This window comes from Clostridium sp. UBA871, assembly GCF_002295255.1.
Lineage (GTDB): Bacteria > Bacillota > Clostridia > Clostridiales > Clostridiaceae > Clostridium_J > Clostridium_J sulfidigenes.
This window is the reverse complement of the sequence record NZ_DBFV01000011.1, coordinates 460,311-480,933: the sequence shown is the minus strand read 5'-3', so window position 1 is coordinate 480,933 and position 20,623 is coordinate 460,311. Positions and strand designations below refer to the sequence as shown.

Here is a 20,623-nt window from a genome sequence, read left to right as displayed (position 1 = left end):
GTTTTTAATTTCTACTATTAATTTCTTCTGTGATTTTACTTATAATCTCTTCAACCTCAAATCCGCCTCTTTCACTAATCATATCTAATGTAGCTATAGATGCCATAGTCTTAAATAATACTGGATTTTTTAGTTTACTAAACTTAGGTGAAAGGTTTAGTAAGAATTCTTTTAGAAATGGATGTTTTTTTACTAAGTCACCTATAACAGTTTCCTTTGTTAATCCATATTGATTTTTTATAACCTCACCACTTACCTCATCCTTTTTACTTTCTTGTTTTTCATTAGTCCAAGATAATAATCTCTGACTTCCCTGTAATCCTCTAATCTTTGTTACATCCTGCATCATCTCAAGTACTCCTCTAAAATTCCCTTCTTCATCTCTTACTGCATTATAGATTATATAAATAAACTTACCACCGATTTCTAACCAAAACTCTGCCTGATCTTGTTCACCCGCTCTAAACGCTCTAATAATTTCTTCTACCATATGAACACTTTCTCTTGGATGGCAATTTTGCACCTTTCTTCCTATAATTCCTGCACTTCTTGGAAATACTCGATGTTTTGTATCACTATAAAACTTTACAATCTCATTTTCATCTACATAGGATAAATCTACTTGAAGATGTTTAAAAATTAAGTTTATCTGCTTAAGTGTTAACTTTCCTTGGCTTACATCTAACACTTCATTATCTTCTTTATTGAATATTCCATGTTTTTGTAAAACCTTTTCCAAATCCTTCAGAAGTTCATTATTAGACGCATTTTCATCTTTTTTAATTTCATCTTCTTTGTAATAAGGTGGTTTCTCAATTAGACAATATCCAATTTCATCATCACCTTTTCTCATCTTAATAAAATCTTCATGGTCAAGAAGATCCATTGAAGTTGGATAAAGTATTTCTTCTTCTTTTATCATCATATCCTCAATCATTTCAATTACTTCATTTTGAATATTTAAAAACTTTTCATCTTCATCCCTATCTAAATACTCTTTAGCTTTTTTAATAATATCTTTTATATTATTTTCTAAGGTCCACATTACTTTAGAAGGTTTATCGAAGCCCTTACCTTCGAGAGCAGGATATAGTTGATTTTGCTTTCTTGAAAAATGTATATTAATTTCTTCTAATTTATCATATACCTCAGCCCATTGATTTTTAATAAACTTTTTATTTAACATATTATTAGCTTCAATTAAAACATTTCTTATAGCCTTTCCTTCCTCTAAATAGGTTCTAATTGGATGACCTAATTTAACGTCTATTTTATTACTTGTAAGTATTCCATCAAAAATTTGCAGAATTTCATCCATTCTCTCTGCTAATTCATCATCAGTTATACCATATTGCTGAAGATATTGCTCACATATAGCAAATTCTTGAGCTGTTACACTTTTAACTGATGTTATCAGTTCTTCTTTTGCTAGTTCTATAGATATTTCTCCTCTTAAATACTTAAGTTTTATTTCCATGATCTTTTTAACTTTATCATGGTCGATTTCTAAATTATCCTCCATTTGAATTTTTTCTATTTTCTCTTTAGGAGTGAAGTAAACATGAAATTCTTCATCACTTAACTTCTCTACATATTTATCAAAGCCTTTACCATCCATCATTTTATACATAGGAAAAGGTTCGAAATCTTTAATTACATGTATACCTTCATTTGATTTTAACTCCTTAATTGCTTTAGTAATACAATCTTTAAAAGTCTCATGGTCTCCACGTCCATCAATAGTAATGTAGTTAATTTGCTTTTTCATATATTTTCATCCTCCTCATATTTTATATAAAATTTAAATATATTATTTAAACTTAAAATTTCTATTTAACATCATATTGTTTCTAATTGATAATGTCTTTCATTTACAATGTATCATTATTTTATTTATAAATCTGTGATTACTATCACAATATTTCTTAATATTATTTAGTTATCTTCAGTATAACAACTGCAATATTTTCAATATCTAAAACTGAATAAAAAAAGATGATTATATCAATTGCACTATTGATATAATCGTCTTCTTAAAATCTATTTAATTCATGCACTTTTAATCATGTCCAGCAAAACCTTTATTTCTCCACTTACCTCTCTTAAAGAAAACTGTAGTTACAATTGCTCCAAGTGTCCAAGAGACAAGTAGTGATATAAATGTAGATTCTGGTCTTCCAGTAGGATAAGCTGCACTACGAGTTAAATATGCAATACCATAAGCAACAGGTACACGTAAAATCACCGTAGTAATTAGAGAAATCCACATAGGTGTCATAGTATCCCCTGCACCTCTCATTACACCTGATAAACTTTGAGTTACTGCCATAGCAATATAACCCACTGCAAGAATACGCATCATATGCATACTTAAGTCAACTAATTCTGCTGTATCAGTGAAAACACCCATAAGATATTTACCAAAAATTAAAATTAAAATTGTTATAACAGTAGAAACTCCAACAGCAATCATAGTACCATCTTTAGTACCCTTATCAACTCTATCCATCTTTTTAGCTCCAATATTTTGTCCAGCATAGGTTGTCATTGCATTACCAAAGGTGAAGTTAGGCATCATAGCAAATCCATCTACACGCATAACAATTACATTACATGCTATAACCATTTCTCCAAAACTATTAGTTAGAGATTGTACAACAATCATTGCAATAGAAAATATGGCTTGAGTAAATCCAGATGGCAATCCAAGTTTTATAAGCTTCATAGAATATTCCTTAGCTGGTACAAGCATCTTAAGATTAAAATCAAAGGTACTATTCATTCTTGCTAACTTAATAATACAAAGAACTGCTGATATACCTTGAGCAATAATAGTTGCCAAAGCAACTCCTGGTACCCCCATTCCAAGTCCTGCAACAAACCAAAGATCAAGGAATACATTTAAAATTGTAGCAATAAGTAAAAATCCAAGAGCAGATATAGAGTCGCCAAGTCCTCTAAGTACTCCTGCTAAAATATTGTAATAAGCAAAGCCTGCTATACCTACATAATAAATAACAAGATAATCTGCACACCAATCTATTATAGATGCTGGAGTGTTAAGAAAAGATAACAATGGACGAGTAACTAGAGGCCCTATAACCATTATGATTAGAGATGCTATAGCAGTAAGAGATATGCATACCCCAATGGTATGAGAAAGCCTTTCTCTATCCTTTGCTCCAAAATATTGAGCAACCATGATTCCTGCTCCTGTTGCAATTCCAACAAAAAGTACAAGTAAAAGATTTAATATTGGAGATGCACTACCTACAGCAGCCAGTGCATTATCACCTACATACTTACCCACAATAATAGAATCCGCTGTGTTATAAAACTGCTGAGCTATATTCCCAATAAGCATTGGTAATGAAAATTCTACAATTCGTTTCCATGGTGTCCCCTCAGTCATGTCTTTAGGAGAAAAAAGTTCTGAAAATTTTACCATACATCTACCTCCTGATTAAATTTAATAAATTAAACTTCAATTTTTCCTTAATTTAGAGCTAACCATAAATGGTTAGCTCTAAATTTCATTCTTTCATAACTTATTTTATTTTTAAAATTTATATAATAAACATAGTTCTTAGTTTCTTTGAATCTTACCAACTGAATTCTTAATATCGGTATTTTGGGTACTTAGAAGTCGTTGTCCTTTAGGATAAATCTTTTAAATGCACTGGTCTTTTGAATATTACTTCGATACTCGAATTAATATTAGTGTATAACAATTCTGAATTCTTGTCAATTTTTGTTTTAAATTTAATGTTGTTGTTAAATGATAAAAATTCATTAGTAAAAGTTTTATCTACTATAACAATAATTTAATTCTCAATAAAAAAACAACCCTCCCAGTTTATTACCTAAGATGGTTGTCTAAAATTTTTTCTTTATTATTTTATTTACTCTCATATAAAAGATTATTATGCTGCTTTCTTCCAGAATATTTCCTTTGTAATATGATATTCTACTTCTTTTTCAAGTTTTTTTATTTCTCTAAATCCAATTCCCTTTACAAGGTTTTGAGACCTTTTATTATCTTTCTTAATTTTTGCAACAACTTTTTCTGTCCTCATTTCAAAAAATGCAGTTTTTAACGCTTCCATAACTGCATTATGGCCTATACCTTTTCCCCACAGTTCCTTTTCTCCCACAGCTATAACAATTTCAATTGTTTCACCTTTTGGGATAAGTCTTAAAAAACCTATAGTTCCATAGGGATTTTTTATAGTAAAAAATCTACAGTTGTTATTAAATAAATGAGTTAAAATTGGCAGATTTATTCTATCTATAACATTAATTAAGTTCTCTCTAGCCTTATTATCTTCATTTAAATACTTTACAATTTCCTCATCACTAAGCCAATCAGCTATCTTTTCTGCATCAGATCTATATACTTCTGGGCTTAGGACTATACTGTTTATTTCCACAAAGTACAACTCCTTAAACCTATTTAATGCTTGCAAACATATGTTAATTTACTAGTAACTATGATTTATAATACTATTAATCTTAATATAAGTAAAAATCTTAATTGCTGATTAACTAAGTTTAACTTGTTTTTATTGTACTTTCCTTTGTTTTCTACAACTTTTCCAATTAGTTTATATTTCCCATTTTTAGCTTTTTAATCCCAGTTAAAGTTATTAAAAGTCTTTTTATTACATTTAATTTCACCTACTCTAAAGATTTTTGTCTGGATAAAACAATAGATGCTCCAATTATAAGAATTCCTCCTAATATAGAGTATACGGATAAAGATTCTCCAAATAATATCAATCCCCAAGTTGCATTAAATAATATTCCTATATACCTTACTACTTCTACAATTACAGCATTAGTATTTCCAAACGCACCTGTTAAAAATATTTGTGCTAATAAGGAAACAACTCCTAAAATAAACAATAAAACAAATTCTCTAACTGTTGGTACTACAAAATTATTTCTCATTAATATAGCCGCTACTATTGTAGATGCAGCTAAAAAATAAAATACAATTTCATAAGAATGATGTTTCTTAGATTTTGCTAATTTTCTAATAGTTATAGAAGCACTTGCTGATAGGATTGCACTTAACAATCCAAATATAGCATAAAAAGAATATGTGGAATATCTAAATGGATTTATTATAAGGCTTGCCCCAAATAAAATAATTATAATAAATATCCAAGCATTCTTTGGTAGTCTTTCCTTCAAAAACATTGCAGAAAATATCATTACAAAAACACCTGATAAATGTGCTAATATAGAAGCATCTCCTAACTTCATTGTAGAAATTGCAAAGAAGTATGTTACCATGTAAAGTCCTCCTAGAAGCCCTCTCATTAATAAAAGTGGTTTTCCTTCTTTAGAAAACTTTACATTAGTTCCCTTCATTAATATCAATATTAAAATCACACCAATTATGCCTCTAAAAAAAGCTATTTCATTAGAGGGTATTCTATTACTAACTAACTTTACTAAAACATTCATTATACTAAACGTAAATGAAGATAGTATTGCCAATATTACACCTTTATCTACTCTCATTTAATCGCTCCTTAATTATAATTTTTGCATTGTTTATGCTATGATCTTCAAATACACTATTATTTATATTATTCTCACCCTTATCTTCAATAAATTTATTTAAGTAAATATCAAATAAATCTAATAAATATTTTGCATTTTCCATGTCTATATTTAATTTTTTTCCTATAGCATATAAAAGCTTGATCTTTTTATAATCTTCAAATGGCATTCTTGGTATATTCCATTTTCCCCTATTATCTTTATAAATTTTTGGATAAGGAATCCTTGAAAACTCAAAGTATCTTCCATTTTTATCTGGTATGGAAAACGGATCAATTAATATTGAGGAATATCTAACATAAAGTAAATATTCTTGTTTTATGGTATCATATTCCATATATTTATCTATATTTTCTCTTGATATAGATTCTTCTAAAACTGGATAATTATCATCGTTTAAAAACTTAAGTATATTAATAGGTTTAATCCTGAGTTTCATATACACTTGACATATTTCTTTCCATAAAGAACGCATAATAGATATAGTATTCATTGTTATAGGTCCTTCTGGATATAGCTTGTATACATATTTATTTGTTTTATCATAATCAAATACTTGATTTAAACTAATATCATTAATTAAAAAAGCTGGATGTACAAACATAGTTATGTTTCTGCTTTCAACTTCTAATGGATCATTTAATATTTCTGAAATAACTCCAATATCTTTTAGAAAACTTTTTAGAACTTGTACTTTATAGCTATATTCTAATGATGAACCTATATATATCTTTTTTTTCAAAGCTTTTGTTGTTACTTCTATTAATGATTTTGATGATGAATACTTAGTTGCACCGAAATAATTAGACAAAGAAATTATCTCTAATTCCCTTATCTCTCTATTTAAGTAATTAGAAACTATTATACTAGACCCAAACTCTGGTGATACTAAAATAATCGTTTTTACTCTAGTAAGCCTTAGTAAATCTACTTTTTTTAATATGTCCATATAGCAATCACATGGAACACACAATACCATAGTCTCCCAAATATCATCTATATTAGCATGTCCAATATATAATTTTTTTAATTTATAGCTTCCTTCTACTTTAAATAATTCTCTTTTTGATGAGTTCCCCATTATTGTAAAATTATTATTTTTTAATTGTTGTAAAAAAGATATAGTTTTATCACTTTCTCTAGCAACCATACCTATTTCACCCAAAAACCCTTTAGATAAATTAATTGTCATATTCATTGCTACAGGTCCTGAACCTACTATTAATATGTTTCCCAAATTATTATATATATCTTTAAGCATCATACAGATTTCTCCAAAACTATACTTTCATAAATATATTTACTGTCTTTTATTATTGTTTTTTGACAATGTTTCAATATCTTTGTATCCAAAGGGTAATTAAATATACTTTTTAACTCATTTCCATACCTTAAAATAACCTTTGTATCTCCATTGATATTTTCTAATAAAAATTTTGCAATATCTAATTTTTCTTCAACTAAAGAAGCTATAATAATATGAGTAAAGTTGTTTAAATCAAATTTACTTACATCTTGGGATGAAAAGAATATATTTTTGATCCCATACTTATCTGATAATCTTTGAGACAAATCAAGTGCTTCTTTATCAATATCTAAACATGTCACTTCACAATCAACTTCATTTTTTATAGTAAAAGCTGTTATAGGCATAGCTCCAGAGCCAATAAATAGAATCCTTGATTTGGTATTTATTTCAAACTCCAGTATTTCATTTTGCACAGCAAGATTTAATTCATCAGAATACTTGAATGAATCCACACTACCGCTTAATATGCTATGAGCTTGAAACTTTTCAACCCATCCTAAGGCATTTGAAGTAGAGTTTCTAAGTTCTCTAACTAGAGAATCATACGTTTCTTCTGATAAATATTTCTTCCATTTTAAATTATTTGAATTATCTAGTATAAAATCACATACGTAATCAAGTTTATCTTTTAAGACTGAAAAACATTCATTATGCTCTTTGCATAAGTTCATAATTTCTTTAATATCTATGTTTAACAACTTTAAATTTAATAAAAATTTATGTTTATTCATACCCTCTCACCTCAAAACTTTATTTTTACTATTATTTAACTACATGTAATAGGGGTAACTGTAAAATAACCTTTCTTCGTGCAGCAAACTTCTACATCTACCTTATAAACCTCTTTCAATAATGATGGTTGTAATACTTCCTCTGGTTTTCCTTCCTTCATCACATATCCTTTGTTAAATAATACTATTTTGTCACTATATCTAGTTGACAAAGCTAAGTCATGAATTACAACTATAGTAATAGCATTATTTTCTGTAGTATACTCTCTTGCTAGATCTAAAACTTGTAGCTGATGTCTTATATCTAATGCGCTGGTTGGTTCATCTAATAGTAGTATTTTGGGCTTTGAAACTAAGGTTTGTGCCATAATCACTAATTGTTTTTCTCCTCCACTTAAACTAGAAAATTTATTATAACTTAGATGACTTAAATTTATTTTTTTCAATATTTTATTTGTTTCTTCTAGTTTATCCTTAGAAATTTTCCACTTTAAATCCTTCATATGTCCAAGCAATACCATTTCAAATACAGTTAAACCAGAACTACTATTACTCATCTGCGGCACATAGCCCACTTTTTCCATGGATATTTTCTCCTTATTATTTTCATTCATATATATATGACCTCCATAGTTAACCATATTAGATATAGCTTTTATAAAGGTTGTCTTTCCTGTACCATTAGGACCAATAATTGAAGTTATTTCACCTTGGTTAAAAGTAGAAGTAATATCTCTTAATACCTCTTTATTTTTATATTTAACTGAAACCTTATCTACTGTAATAAAACTCATTACTCTGCCCCCTTAGATAGTAATAAAAAAAGTAAAAAAGGTACTCCAACAATAGATGTAACAATGCCTATAGGTATTAATGCACCTGGTTTTATTACTTTAGATATTATAGAAGCTACAACCATGATTAATGCTCCAAATATAGCTGAAACGGGAGATAAATATCTTTGATCTTCTCCAACGGATAACCTTGCAAAATGCGGAGAAATTAATCCTATAAATCCAATAGGACCTATAAATGAAACAGCTCCTGTAGTTAACAAAGTTGATATTAAAAATACCCTTAACTTTAATTTGTCTACATTTATTCCAAGACTTCTTGCTCTTTCTTCTCCGGCAGATAGGGCTGTTATTTTCCATACTATAGTTGTAGTTAGTAAGAAACATAAAAGAAAAATACTTGCAGTAATAAATACCCCAATCCAGGTAGATTTTAATAAACTTCCAAACATCCAGAATACAATTTGTTGTGATACTTCTGGTGCTGCCATATACTGAACTAAAGATTGTAGTGCCTGAAATAGAAAATGAATAACAATACCTGTTAACACCATTGTTATAGACTTCATACCCTTACTTTTACCTATAAAATATATACATAAACTAGATATAAATGAAAAAGCAAATGCCATTAAAGGTATAGAAATCCATCCTATGTTTCCAATAGTAATTCCTGTGACAATAGCAAGAGAAGCCCCAAAGCCAGCTGCTGATGAAATACCTAAAGTATATGGACTAGCTAATGGATTACTAAGTATAGTTTGCATATGAGATCCTGCTAATCCCAATGAAGCTCCCACAAATATACATGTTAATGTCATTGGAAGTCTTATAGACCACATAACAGCTGAATTTATATTTTCTTTAGTAGGTCCTTGTATTAAAGTCCGTATTACCTCTGATAAAGACATCCCAGAGGGTCCAACAATTAAATCTAAAATAGAAAATACAAGTAATGCTATAATTGTAATAGCAAATAAAATAAATCTTTTTTTATTTATGTTCTTATATACATCCTCTCCCTCATTTAAATCCTCCAATACTTTTATTTTATTAGTCATTTGACTATTCCCCCTTTATCATAAAAGTACCTGCTGGTTTTACTGGTAAATATTTTTCATAAAATTCATTTAGATTTTTCATTGGATCTACATCTTTAAACTTTTCCGGATGAATTGCCTTTGCAGCATATTGAAGATATACATAATCATAAAGAGTTCTAAGTCCGCTATGATCAAAACCATATACTTCTTTATTTTTTACCGCATTTAGATTGTTCCAACCTGGTCTTTTTAAATACATATTCATTGTTTCTACAACTCTATCCTCATTTACATTGAATCCCATCTCAAATCTTTGTTTTCCCTTATCTTGAGAATTAGTTTGTCCTGAGAACATTATAATATCAGGATTGCTGGAGATAACGTATTCAGGATTTAGTGGACCATATTCTTCAACTTTCTCTTCAGCAATATTTTTACATTTTGCAGTTTTAAGTATATTTCCCCATAAAGAGTTTCCATAAGAATTTCCATAGGTATCTGGACCTTGACTTGCAAGTTCAAAATAAACAGATTTAAGCTTATCTTCTGGTATATCTTTTACTCTATCTTCAACATTTTTTATATGACTTTTATAATTTTCAACAAGTTCCTTTGCTCTTTCTTCTTTTCCTAATAATTTTCCAAGTATTTCTGTACTTTTTACATGCTTATCTAAAGTAAAAGAATTGTAGTCAACTACTGCTACAGGAATCCCTAGACTTTTTATAGTATTAATCCCATCCCCTATTTTTTTTGCCTGATAAGGTGCAAGAATTACTAAATCTGGTTTTGCCTCAATTAGTTTCTCCATACTGAAACTATCTAAGTAAATAGATCCTGTATCAATACACCCTTCTAAATTAGGAATTATTTCTGCATACTTACTCCACATTGCATTCATTAAATCCTTTGTTTCTCCTTTTGACATAGCAACAATTCTATCTAGTTTAAAATCCCCAGACACTGCAAGATAATTTTCTATATAAAATCCTAAAAATATTTTTTCTGCTGGCCTATTTAAAGTAACTACATCACCATTTATGTCTTCTACTTCTATAACAGTACTTTCTTCTGAGTTTTTTTCCTTTTCCTGTGAGCATCCTGTTAGCCCTACTATCATTATTAAAGATACCATTATACTAACTAGTTTTTTCATAAAAAATCACTCCTCTTACTTTCTATAATACAATTTGGTTTTCATATAAGAATGTTTAGCCACCTCCCTCTTTACTTCTATTATGATTTATTAACCTGTTAATGATAATGAATATCAATTTCATAAAAACATAGTATCATATTTGAAATTCATTATCAATACAAAATTGGTAAAAAATATAAAAATATAAATAGTGAAAATAAAAAAAGTCCTATTTCTAGGACTTTAAGCACACATATACACAGAATAAAAAATGTATACTAAAATATACATTTGATATCTATTAATAATCTTTGCCGCTTTAATTTCCCACCGAAATTGCAAACTTTATTTTATGGTAGGTCTCCTGACTTATAGCTTCAAACCTAATTCTCCTTGCCTTCCCATGAATTATTTTCATAGTGACTTTTAAAGAGTTTCGTAGCTATTACAGTAGCGGGGGCTGTTGAGGATTCTAACCTCATTCCCTGTTATTGCGTATGCAACCATAAAACACAATATGTAATTTTATATCTATATAATACATATACTTATATATTTTGTCAAATAATTCGAATTATTTGTTTTCATAATAACTCAAACTTCACAGCACAAAAAGTATTTCAACCATTGCACTATCAATATCGAAGTAATTTAATAAGCATAATTATTGCAAAATTAAGCTACTTTTTTAACTGCTTATAGCAATTTGATTTTTAATGAGACTACATAACTTTAAATTGCTTCATATAGTTTAAAATGAATTTTATTAAATCATTTTTTTTGGGTTATTTTGTGGTAAACTGTTCATAAGATAATTCATCCAAAAATTTAATATATTGTATTTTGGGTATTTACATCATATCATTTTCCAGAGGAATTCTCTGCAAATTTGAGCACAAAACCTTTGATAAATCAATGGGTTAAGCTATATTTACATGTGCGAGGTTTGAGTAATTAATTATAAATAATGAATGAAATGGAGTATAAAAAAATGATTTGTAAAGTTGAAACTGAGAGATTAATAATTCGTAACTTTACTCCTGAGGACTGGAGAGATTTACATGAGTATTTTTCTGATGAGCAAGTATTAAAATTTGAACCCTACAAGCCTTTCTCCGAGGAAGATTGTAAAGAAGAAGCACTATCCAGGTCAAAGGGTGATACATTTTTGGCTGTCTCCTTGAAGAGTACAGGAAAAGTAATTGGCAATTTATATTTTAGTAAAGAGGATTTTATGACTTGGGAACTTGGATATATATTTAACTCCAAATATCATAGAAAAGGGTACGCTACTGAAAGTGTAAAAGCTATTATGAAATATGCCTTTGAGAATCTAGGTACAAGACGTATAATTGCTAATTGTGATCCCCGAAACATATCTTCTTGGAAACTGCTTGAAGCTGTAAATATGAGAAGAGAAGGACACCGTCTCCAAAATATCTATTTCTTTGAGGATGAAAATGGTAATCCTCTCTGGAAAGACACCTATGAATATGGGATGCTTGTAGATGAATGGAAGACCATAAATATGAAGTAAAGTGTCATTACCAACTTTATTTCACAGGTGCAGTAAAGTCTAAAGTAAAGGAGCTGTCACACTAAAAAATTAGTGCGACAGCTCCTTATATCTTTATATAGTTCAATAAAGGTATAAAATTTTTATTGCAACTACAACTCTTTTCTTTCCTCACTTTTCATATCTACTCTTCGCAAAATTTTAAATCTCTAAATGGGAATATCCTATTTATTAAGAATATTATTTTTTAGGTAGTCCTATTGTGAAAGTCGTACCATAATAAAGCTTACTCCTAACCTTTATTTCACCATCACATAATTCAATTATTCGTTTTACAAGTGATAATCCTAATCCATTTCCCTTGCTTAAATGGGATTTATCACCTTGATAGAACTTATCAAAAATATGTCTTTGAGTTTCTTCATTCATTCCAACACCATTATCTGAAACCTTAATAACTATTTTATCCTTCAAATCCATTAATTTGATACCAATAGTTCCACCCTTCTCCGTAAACTTAATAGCATTTCCTATTATATTTAGCCATACCTGCTGCAATAAATCCTCATTTCCTATAATACTGACTTTATCTAGGTCTATATCTAAGTCAATTCCCTTTTCACTCCACTCTGGTTCCATTATAAGAATTGCACACCTAATCTGTTCATCTAATGCAAACTCTGCTTTTCCAGTAATAACCTCTTGATTTTCAAGCTTTGAAAGCTTTAATATATTTGAAGTTAGCTTAGAAAGCCTTGATGACTCACTAATAATAATATCTGTAAATTCACTTCTCTCATCATCATCTAAGTTTTTATCTTGAATTAACTTTGCAAAGCCTTGTATAGATGCAATGGGTGTTTTTATCTCGTGGGAAACGTTACTAACAAAATCATTTCTTAAGGTCTCTATACTACTAAGCTCATGAACCATCTTGTTAAAATTTTTTGCTAATAATGAAAATTCATAATCCTTAGGAATACCTATTTTAACACTAAAGTTTCCCTTTGCTACCTCTTCAGTAGCTTTACTTAAAGTTCTTATTGGCCTTAAGATTCGCTTTGATGCTATACCTGATATTATGGTAGCTATTACAGTAGATATAATTAAGGATGTGATAGTTAGAAAAAATGCACGTATATGCACACTTTTTTCATTAAATGAATTAGATATTTTTATATACCTATCATCTACCTTTAATATAGTATTAATAATAGGAAGTCTTTTGGTTTTAATCTGTAGAAATTCTCTCTCATGAAGCGTATCAGCAGTTCCAGCATACTCATGCAAATCATTGATAAGTATTACTTCATATCTATCATTATTACTTAACTCTATAATTTTATTTAAAGTAAAATCTGTATTATCATATAGTTCTATTATAGTATCTACTACTTTCCTTTGGGCATTTTTTGATTCTTTCTCTATATTTCCACTAAACATTAATGCAGATATTATAAGGGAACAAATTCCTGATACAATCATCATCAATAGAAGAATTACAACAAACTTAACTCTTAGATTTTTTCTCATATCTTCTTAACCGCCTTATATCCAAGACCACGTACTGTAACAATCTCAAATTCTGTACAACTATCATATCTTTCTCTCAATCTTTTTATATGAACATCTACAGTACGCTCATCCACTTCATTATCCATACCCCATATTTCATCTAATAACTGTCTTCGTGTAAATATGACGTTAGGATAAGATAATAATTTAAATAATAAATAAAATTCTTTTTTAGGAAGGGTAGCACTGTCTCCATGTCGACTTACAGATATTGAATCATAATCTAAAATAATATCACCTATAGATAGTCTATGTTCATTAGATATCTTAGCTCTTCTAAGAAGTGCTCCAACTCTTAATATCATTTCATTTATATCAATAGGTTTTACCATATAATCGTCTACGCCAACATTAAATCCTTTTCTCTTATCTTCGAACATTTCCTTAGCTGTAACCATAAGTATTGGCATATTATATCCTGAGTCTCTCAAAGCTTTCACTAAATTGTAACCATCTAACTTAGGCATCATTATATCAGATATTACTAAATCAATATGCTCTTTATCCATAATATCAAGAGCTATTTCTCCATTCTCTGCCATTAATGAGTTATATCCATTTTGTTTTAAGGTTGCAGATATAAGTTTTCTTAAATTCTTATCATCCTCTACAACAAGTATATTAAACAATATTATCACCTCAATTTATTATGTTACTTTATATAATAATTATTTTATGTTAATTAAATATGAACTTTACAAATAAAAAAGAAATAAAAATATACTTTTAGACCATAATTCATATTAGGTTCATATTACGATTCTACAATTAGAAAAGTTAATCGTAAAGGAGGAGCATAATGTTACAATTAAAAAACATATTTAAAAGTTATACTACAGGCGAATTTACTCAAGTTGCATTAGATGGAATAAGCCTAAAATTTAGAAAATCTGAATTTGTTGCAATTCTTGGACCGAGTGGCTCTGGAAAAACAACATGTTTAAATGTTATAGGTGGTCTTGACCAATATGATGAAGGTGATTTAATTATCAATGGTAAATCTACAAAAAATTTTAAAGACTCAGATTGGGATGCCTATAGAAATAATAGTGTTGGATTTATTTTTCAAAGTTACAACCTAATTTCTCACTTAAGTATAGTAGATAATGTAGAAATGGGAATGACCCTTAGTGGAGTTTCAAATACAGAGAAGCACAAGAAAGCTCTTGAGGTGTTAGAAAAGGTTGGCCTAAAGGACCATGTTCACAAAAAACCAAACCAACTATCAGGAGGACAAATGCAAAGAGTTGCTATAGCTCGAGCTCTAGCTAATGACCCTGATATAATTTTAGCAGATGAACCTACTGGGGCTTTGGACACTCATACAAGTATTCAGATTATGGAGCTTATTAAAGAAATTTCAAAGGATAAACTTGTTGTTATGGTAACTCATAATCCAGAGTTAGCTAATGAATATGCTGATAGAATTGTTGAATTTAGAGATGGTGAGATAAAATCTGATAGCAATCCATTTTATGATGACTTAGATACTGCTGATTATAAACTTAAGAAAACAAGTATGAGTTTCTTTACTGCTTTAAAACTATCTGGCAAAAACATATCTACAAAGAAATGGAGAACAGCACTTACTGCTTTTGCCTCAAGTATAGGTATAATTGGTATTGCCTTAATACTTTCATTATCAAATGGATTCGATAAACAAATTGGAGAATTTGAAAATAGTACATTATCTGGTTTTCCAATAATGATTAATCAAAAAACCGCCGAAGTTGATATGGATGCAATGAGAGAGCAACACAAAGAAGCAGTGAGTAATTCCGTAAATGAAAATCAATTTCCAGATGTAGATTACATTTATCCTTATGACCCTAGTAAAAATAGTATTGAACACACAAATGTATTTACTGATGAATACATAGAGTATATTGAAAATATTGATTCATCTCTGCTTTCTGGAATGTCCTATACAAGACTTGTTAATATGAATCTTTTGAAATCTGATGGCAAAACTGCAACTCCAGTAAATACATCCCTAATTAACTTTTCATCATATCCCAATAGTCTAAATTTAGATACTAAAGGATACCTTGAAAGCAATTATGATTTATTAGCTGGGTCATATCCTAAAGAAAAAACGGATCTTGTTCTTATTGTCGATAGCTATAACAGACTTGACAACTCTATGCTAGAAGCTTTAGGTATAGATTCTGAATCAGATACTGTAAGTTTTAATGATATTATAAACAAGGAATTTAAATTAGCTTTAAATGATGATTACTACAAACAGATGGGCAATATATTTACAATAAACGGTACTCCAGACAATCTTATAGATATTTATAATAATGATAATGCTATTACTCTTAAAATTGCTGGTATAGTTCGTTCTAGCAAAAATTCAAAGCTAGAAATTCTTTCACCAGGACTTTCATATTCAGATGAATTATCACAATATTTTATTGATAATGCTAAAAACTCTGAAATTGTTAAAGTACAGCAAGATTCTAACTATAATGTATTAACTGGAAAGCCTTTTGGAGGTGCCACAGCTGGAACTAGTATGCCTACTAATCCAATGGCTGCAATGTCACCAATGGGAGGAGCTAGTAGTACTACTCCTAATGTTACTAAAGATGACGTACTTTCTCAATTAGGTGCTACTTCTACACCATTTGCTATTACCCTTTACCCTAAAGATTTTACTACCAAGGATAGGGTACTTAATTACTTAAATTCATGGAATGATGGAAATGCTGTTGAAGACTCTATAATATATACAGATTTAGCAGCTACATTCACAAAATTATCTGGTGGTATTATGGATTCAATAACCCTTGTTTTAATTGCCTTTGCCGCAATATCACTTGTTGTATCCCTTATTATGATTGGGATAATAACATACATTTCTGTATTAGAAAGAACAAAGGAAATTGGTGTATTGAGAGCATTAGGTGCAAGAAAGAAAGATATAACCCGTGTATTCAATGCTGAAACATTCATAATAGGTTCTTGTTCAGGATTACTTGGAATATTAATATCATACTTATTAACATTTCCAATAAATAGTGTTCTTAAGAATTTAACAGACCTTGAAGGTGTAGCAAAACTTAATCCAGTTCATGCTATAATACTTATAATTATAAGTGTTTCTTTAACATTGCTGGGTGGTGCTATTCCAGCAAAAATGGCTGCAAGAAAAAATCCTGTAGAATCATTACGTACAGAATAATATATAAATTTAATGTTACATACTCCTTATTTTAAAGAGTATGTGACATTTTTATTTCCTATAGTTATCTAGAAATTAATAATTAAATTTTATATTAAACACTATCTTAAATTCTCAGATTTACTAAATTTCAACTCCTTGTACACCCCTTATATCCGTACAACATATATTAACAGTATACAGATTTATTCTTATACCTTATGTATGGAGAATATGAAAAATCTATACTTTTAATAGGAGATATTATGAAAATGGAAAACACAAAAAATTGTAATGACTCTATAATCTTACCTAATCCAATAACTCAAGTAGCTAGTATGCCATATCCTCTATATCTTTCACTTCAAGGAAAATATTTTGTAGGCTATGCAGATGAATTAAATTTTGGAAGAGGTAAAAGTGCATGGGCAGGATTAGTAAATCCTTATTATTCAGGAGTTAATCTACACGTATATGTCTGGACTGTCACAAATATTGGAGAATCACCAATAAGAGCGCAAATATGGTTTAATTCAAATCCACCTGGATGTCCAGAGATATCAGAATTAGTTACTCCAGCTAATACAGCTCTTTGCCCATTACCAAAGCCACGAATTAGGTTACTTAAAGCAAGCAATGTTATAGGAGAACCTAAAGGTGGAGTTAAGGCATTTGTTAGAAGAGCCCTTCCAGAGTTTACAATTGCCGACGAAGAAGTAGGCAAATTTATTTTTCCTCCTGGAGGATCATTTATTATTTTCTTATCCAACCCAGAAACTCCAAATGAACTTGCTCAAGGTAGAGTCGCATTTGGATGGTGGGAAGAAAAGATAAAGTAAATCCTACTAATAATTAAATTAAAAGATAAAAAAGGTGCTGCTACACAATAGAAAATAAATTCTGAGGTGTGACAGCACCTTTATTAATTATATTTTAAGTATAGTAAAACTAATAGTAGTTCCAGATTCTAAAGAAGATGAACACTTTATATTTCCTCCATGACTCTCTACTATATACTTAGATATAGAAAGACCAAGCCCTGAACCTGATATATTAGTGTTTCTATACTTTTCACCTCTATAAAACTTATTAAAAACAAATGGTATATCATCAATGCTAATTCCACTACCAAAATCCTTAATATTTACAGTAATTTTATCTATCTCATCATCTACCCATATCTCAATTTTTTCTCCTGATTTAGAGTATTTTATTGAATTTGAAATAATATTATTTATAACTTGATTTATTCTTATTATATCTATAGAAATCAAAGCCCTTGGCAATTGTCCCTTAACATCTAATTTCATATTATGAGTAGCTACATCAATAGATAAGTCACCTAAAACTTCCTTTAGATAATCATCAGAGTATATTTCTTTTCTTTCAATTGACATTTCATTCAACTCTGTTTTCGATTGCTCTAATATATCATCTATTAATTTTGAAAGTTCCTTAGATTTCTTCAATATAATGTTTGAATATCTTTTTATACCATCTTCATCCTTTGCAATTCCATCTCTTATGCCTTCAACATATCCTGAAATTGATGAAAGAGGAGTTTTTAAATCATGTGAAATACAAGCTAATAATTCTTTTTCATTTCTTTTAAGCTTTTCTTCCTTTTCTTTTGAGTCTATTATTTCACCTCTCATAGCTTCAAAATCATGACAAAACTCTCCAACCTCCCCATGATAATCGTAGTTTACTTTACACTTATAGCTTCCATTTAGTATGGTTTTTGCACTACTATGGAGCTCTTTAATTGGTTTTATTATATCTATTTTTACAAACCTATTTATCATAAAAGCTAATATTCCTATTAAAAATAAAAGTATCCACAGGGGTATAAATTTCTCATTTTTGCTTTCCTTTTTTAATATACTCTGTGGTAAATCTATAATTATAATCCCTTCTTGAACATCATTATTAACTAAAGGTATACTGTATCTAATGAATCCATTCTTTCTATTGTCAAAGGCATTATCATAACCTATTTCATTTTCAAGATTTATCTTTTCTCCTTTATTAAAATCATCTATGGAAGAAAAGATAGCCTCCCCTTTTAAATTTATAACTGTATAATCATAAAAATCATTTTCCATGTAATAGCTATTTTCTTTAAACATTTCTTTAATCAATTCTCTTTGATTTGATGTTTCTATTCTTAATAAATTAGACTTATCTTCTTTTTTAATATCTTCCTTTAAAATTAGGAGAGAATATACCACTGATAATATAACAAATAGATATGTTAACCCTGTAAATATACTAATTTTTTTACCAAGGTAATTATCCTTCACTCTATTACTTCCCACTTATATCCTACTCCCCATATTGTCTTTATCGACTTTTCACCGTATTCTCCAAGCTTCTCTCTTAACCTTTTAACGTACACAGCTATAGTATTTTCATCCATATATTCACTGTAACCCCATACACTTTCATATACCTGAGACTTTGAAAACACTTGGGAAGGATTAGATGTGAAAAAATCCAATATTTGAAATTCCTTAGAAGTTAGTGGTATTTCCTTATTATTTAGTAAAGCTTTATATGCCTTAGAGTCTACTATTAAATCACCAAATTGTTTTACATCTGATAGTGTATCACTAGAAAATGAAGTATACCTTCTTATATGAGCTTTCACCCTTGCCACTAATTCCATTGGAGAAAAAGGTTTTGTCATATAGTCATCTGCCCCTACTCCTAATGTTAGTATCTTATCCATCTCTCCACTTTTAGCTGATAACATAAGTATTGGCATTTTCGATATCGTCCTTATTCTTTTACAAACTTCAACACCATCTAAAAGTGGGAGCATAATATCTAAAATAATGAGCTTTATCATAGGATCATTAGCCAGTTCCACACCTTTTAACCCATCATTAGCTATCAATACCTGAAACCCATCTATCTCTAAGTAATCTTTTATTAAGTTTCCTAAATCATTATCATCTTCAATTACCAAGATTTTATCATGCATTCTACTCACCCCCACTTCCATTATATCATTATTTTACCAGCCCCTACTTTTTATAAATTCAAATATCTTTTTTTCTCTACTATCTGAATCTTTTTCATTATATCTTCCAAGAGACAAATCACCATCAATTCTTCCATCCTTTAAATAAATCAATCTACTTGCTCTTGAGGCTGCTTTTAAATCATGGGTTACCATTACTATGGATTGTCCCTCTTCATTTAATTCTGTAAGAATATCCAATACCCTGGCTCCCGTTGAAGAATTAAGTGCTCCTGTTGGCTCATCTCCAAAAATTATCTTAGGATTGTTAATTAATGCTCTAGCAATTGCAACTCTTTGCTGTTGTCCTCCTGATATTTCTGAAGGATATTTATTCTCAATATCTTTCAGCTCTAATCTATTCAATAATTCATCTGTTTTTTTATTTACGCTCTTCTTATCTTTATTGTTTAGATAACCACAATAAGTTATATTTTCTCTTATAGTTAAATCATAAAGTAAATTTATACTTTGAAAAACAAAGGATATATATTTATTTCTAATACTTGTAGCTTCTTTTTCACCTATATTTGTTATATCTTTTCCTAAAAGTTCAACGCTACCTGCACTTGGGCTATCCATAGTACTAATAGAGTATAACAATGTAGATTTTCCAGAACCTGAACTACCCATTATTATAGTAAAATCACTTTCATATATATCTAAATTAATATTTTTTAATACATTGTTTGATGTTTTTCCTAAAATAAATGATTTACATAATCCACTTGCTTTAATAATACTTCCCATCT

The 20,623-nt window shown here is 29.2% G+C and carries 17 protein-coding genes and 1 riboswitch; of the genes, 3 read left to right on the top strand and 14 right to left on the bottom strand.

Annotated elements, in window-relative coordinates:
- Nucleotides 1–4 precede the first annotated feature (4 nt).
- From B3086_RS15400 to B3086_RS15360, 9 genes are all read right to left on the bottom strand, one after another.
- Complete coding sequence (locus B3086_RS15400; protein ID WP_346893870.1) at nucleotides 5–1,768, bottom strand: PAS domain-containing protein; 1,764 nt, start codon at nucleotides 1,766–1,768, stop codon at nucleotides 5–7.
- A 291-nt stretch (nucleotides 1,769–2,059) separates the two neighbouring features.
- Complete coding sequence (locus tag B3086_RS15395) at nucleotides 2,060–3,448, bottom strand: MATE family efflux transporter (RefSeq protein WP_346878483.1); 1,389 nt, start codon at nucleotides 3,446–3,448, stop codon at nucleotides 2,060–2,062.
- A gap of 475 nt (nucleotides 3,449–3,923) precedes the next feature.
- Nucleotides 3,924–4,430 (bottom strand): GNAT family N-acetyltransferase, encoded by a 507-nt coding sequence (locus B3086_RS15390; protein ID WP_035131214.1) that lies wholly within the window; start codon nucleotides 4,428–4,430, stop codon nucleotides 3,924–3,926.
- 247 nt (nucleotides 4,431–4,677) lie between these two features.
- Nucleotides 4,678–5,529, bottom strand: a complete 852-nt coding sequence (locus tag B3086_RS15385) for a DMT family transporter (protein WP_346847283.1) — start codon at nucleotides 5,527–5,529, stop codon at nucleotides 4,678–4,680.
- Nucleotides 5,516–6,835: an opine metallophore biosynthesis dehydrogenase gene (locus B3086_RS15380; RefSeq protein ID WP_346893868.1), complete on the bottom strand. Its 1,320-nt coding sequence runs from the start codon at nucleotides 6,833–6,835 to the stop codon at nucleotides 5,516–5,518. The genes B3086_RS15385 and B3086_RS15380 overlap by 14 nt, the downstream gene beginning before the upstream one ends.
- A complete protein-coding gene (locus B3086_RS15375; protein WP_346847281.1) occupies nucleotides 6,832–7,611 on the bottom strand; it encodes a nicotianamine synthase family protein in 780 nt (259 codons plus the stop codon). Before B3086_RS15375 ends, B3086_RS15380 begins: the two co-directional genes overlap by 4 nt.
- A gap of 35 nt (nucleotides 7,612–7,646) precedes the next feature.
- Nucleotides 7,647–8,405, bottom strand: a complete 759-nt coding sequence (locus B3086_RS15370) for an ABC transporter ATP-binding protein (RefSeq protein WP_346847280.1) — start codon at nucleotides 8,403–8,405, stop codon at nucleotides 7,647–7,649.
- Nucleotides 8,405–9,466, bottom strand: a complete 1,062-nt coding sequence (locus B3086_RS15365) for an iron ABC transporter permease (protein ID WP_346847279.1) — start codon at nucleotides 9,464–9,466, stop codon at nucleotides 8,405–8,407. The genes B3086_RS15370 and B3086_RS15365 overlap by 1 nt, the downstream gene beginning before the upstream one ends.
- Nucleotides 9,467–9,470: 4 nt before the next feature.
- Entirely contained in the window at nucleotides 9,471–10,604 is a 1,134-nt protein-coding gene (locus B3086_RS15360; protein ID WP_346893866.1) for an ABC transporter substrate-binding protein, read from the bottom strand.
- Between the two features lie 319 nt (nucleotides 10,605–10,923).
- A riboswitch (cobalamin riboswitch) is annotated at nucleotides 10,924–11,109 on the bottom strand.
- A 468-nt stretch (nucleotides 11,110–11,577) separates the two neighbouring features.
- Between B3086_RS15360 and B3086_RS15355 the strand changes: the two genes are divergently transcribed.
- On the top strand, nucleotides 11,578–12,123 hold the full coding sequence (locus B3086_RS15355; protein WP_346877220.1) for a GNAT family N-acetyltransferase: 546 nt from the start codon (nucleotides 11,578–11,580) through the stop codon (nucleotides 12,121–12,123).
- 219 nt (nucleotides 12,124–12,342) lie between these two features.
- Here the strand turns inward: B3086_RS15355 and B3086_RS15350 are convergent, their stop codons facing one another.
- Both B3086_RS15350 and B3086_RS15345 read right to left on the bottom strand, forming a co-directional pair.
- Entirely contained in the window at nucleotides 12,343–13,635 is a 1,293-nt protein-coding gene (locus B3086_RS15350) for a HAMP domain-containing sensor histidine kinase (RefSeq protein WP_346878481.1), read from the bottom strand.
- A complete protein-coding gene (locus B3086_RS15345; protein ID WP_346847275.1) occupies nucleotides 13,632–14,306 on the bottom strand; it encodes a response regulator transcription factor in 675 nt (224 codons plus the stop codon). Before B3086_RS15345 ends, B3086_RS15350 begins: the two co-directional genes overlap by 4 nt.
- A gap of 170 nt (nucleotides 14,307–14,476) precedes the next feature.
- Here B3086_RS15345 and B3086_RS15340 point away from each other — a divergent pair, with 170 nt between their 5' ends.
- The gene (locus tag B3086_RS15340; RefSeq protein WP_346847274.1) at nucleotides 14,477–16,867 is read left to right on the top strand and encodes an ABC transporter ATP-binding protein/permease; all 2,391 of its coding nucleotides are present in this window, start codon (nucleotides 14,477–14,479) and stop codon (nucleotides 16,865–16,867) included.
- A 251-nt stretch (nucleotides 16,868–17,118) separates the two neighbouring features.
- Nucleotides 17,119–17,685: a DUF6143 family protein gene (locus B3086_RS15335; protein ID WP_346893864.1), complete on the top strand. Its 567-nt coding sequence runs from the start codon at nucleotides 17,119–17,121 to the stop codon at nucleotides 17,683–17,685.
- Nucleotides 17,686–17,772: 87 nt separating this feature from the next.
- Here B3086_RS15335 and B3086_RS15330 read toward each other — a convergent pair whose 3' ends face one another.
- From B3086_RS15330 to B3086_RS15320, 3 genes are read right to left on the bottom strand one after another with little or no spacing between them, the layout of a single operon-like run.
- Nucleotides 17,773–19,164: a HAMP domain-containing sensor histidine kinase gene (locus B3086_RS15330; RefSeq protein WP_346847272.1), complete on the bottom strand. Its 1,392-nt coding sequence runs from the start codon at nucleotides 19,162–19,164 to the stop codon at nucleotides 17,773–17,775.
- On the bottom strand, nucleotides 19,146–19,832 hold the full coding sequence (locus B3086_RS15325; RefSeq protein WP_346893862.1) for a response regulator transcription factor: 687 nt from the start codon (nucleotides 19,830–19,832) through the stop codon (nucleotides 19,146–19,148). The genes B3086_RS15330 and B3086_RS15325 overlap by 19 nt, the downstream gene beginning before the upstream one ends.
- Before the next feature lie 33 nt (nucleotides 19,833–19,865).
- Nucleotides 19,866–20,621, bottom strand: a complete 756-nt coding sequence (locus B3086_RS15320) for an ABC transporter ATP-binding protein (protein WP_346893860.1) — start codon at nucleotides 20,619–20,621, stop codon at nucleotides 19,866–19,868.
- Between the last annotated feature and the right edge of the window lie 2 nt (nucleotides 20,622–20,623).

Coding starts and splice junctions, on each gene's coding strand:
- B3086_RS15400 (WP_346893870.1), bottom strand. CDS start 1,768: ATGAAAAAGCAAATTAACTACATTACTATTGATGGACGTGGAGACCAT.
- B3086_RS15395 (WP_346878483.1), bottom strand. CDS start 3,448: ATGGTAAAATTTTCAGAACTTTTTTCTCCTAAAGACATGACTGAGGGG.
- B3086_RS15385 (WP_346847283.1), bottom strand. CDS start 5,529: ATGAGAGTAGATAAAGGTGTAATATTGGCAATACTATCTTCATTTACG.
- B3086_RS15380 (WP_346893868.1), bottom strand. CDS start 6,835: ATGATGCTTAAAGATATATATAATAATTTGGGAAACATATTAATAGTA.
- B3086_RS15375 (WP_346847281.1), bottom strand. CDS start 7,611: ATGAATAAACATAAATTTTTATTAAATTTAAAGTTGTTAAACATAGAT.
- B3086_RS15370 (WP_346847280.1), bottom strand. CDS start 8,405: ATGAGTTTTATTACAGTAGATAAGGTTTCAGTTAAATATAAAAATAAA.
- B3086_RS15365 (WP_346847279.1), bottom strand. CDS start 9,466: ATGACTAATAAAATAAAAGTATTGGAGGATTTAAATGAGGGAGAGGAT.
- B3086_RS15360 (WP_346893866.1), bottom strand. CDS start 10,604: ATGAAAAAACTAGTTAGTATAATGGTATCTTTAATAATGATAGTAGGG.
- B3086_RS15355 (WP_346877220.1), top strand. CDS start 11,578: ATGATTTGTAAAGTTGAAACTGAGAGATTAATAATTCGTAACTTTACT.
- B3086_RS15350 (WP_346878481.1), bottom strand. CDS start 13,635: ATGAGAAAAAATCTAAGAGTTAAGTTTGTTGTAATTCTTCTATTGATG.
- B3086_RS15340 (WP_346847274.1), top strand. CDS start 14,477: ATGTTACAATTAAAAAACATATTTAAAAGTTATACTACAGGCGAATTT.
- B3086_RS15335 (WP_346893864.1), top strand. CDS start 17,119: ATGGAAAACACAAAAAATTGTAATGACTCTATAATCTTACCTAATCCA.
- B3086_RS15325 (WP_346893862.1), bottom strand. CDS start 19,832: ATGCATGATAAAATCTTGGTAATTGAAGATGATAATGATTTAGGAAAC.
- B3086_RS15320 (WP_346893860.1), bottom strand. CDS start 20,621: ATGGGAAGTATTATTAAAGCAAGTGGATTATGTAAATCATTTATTTTA.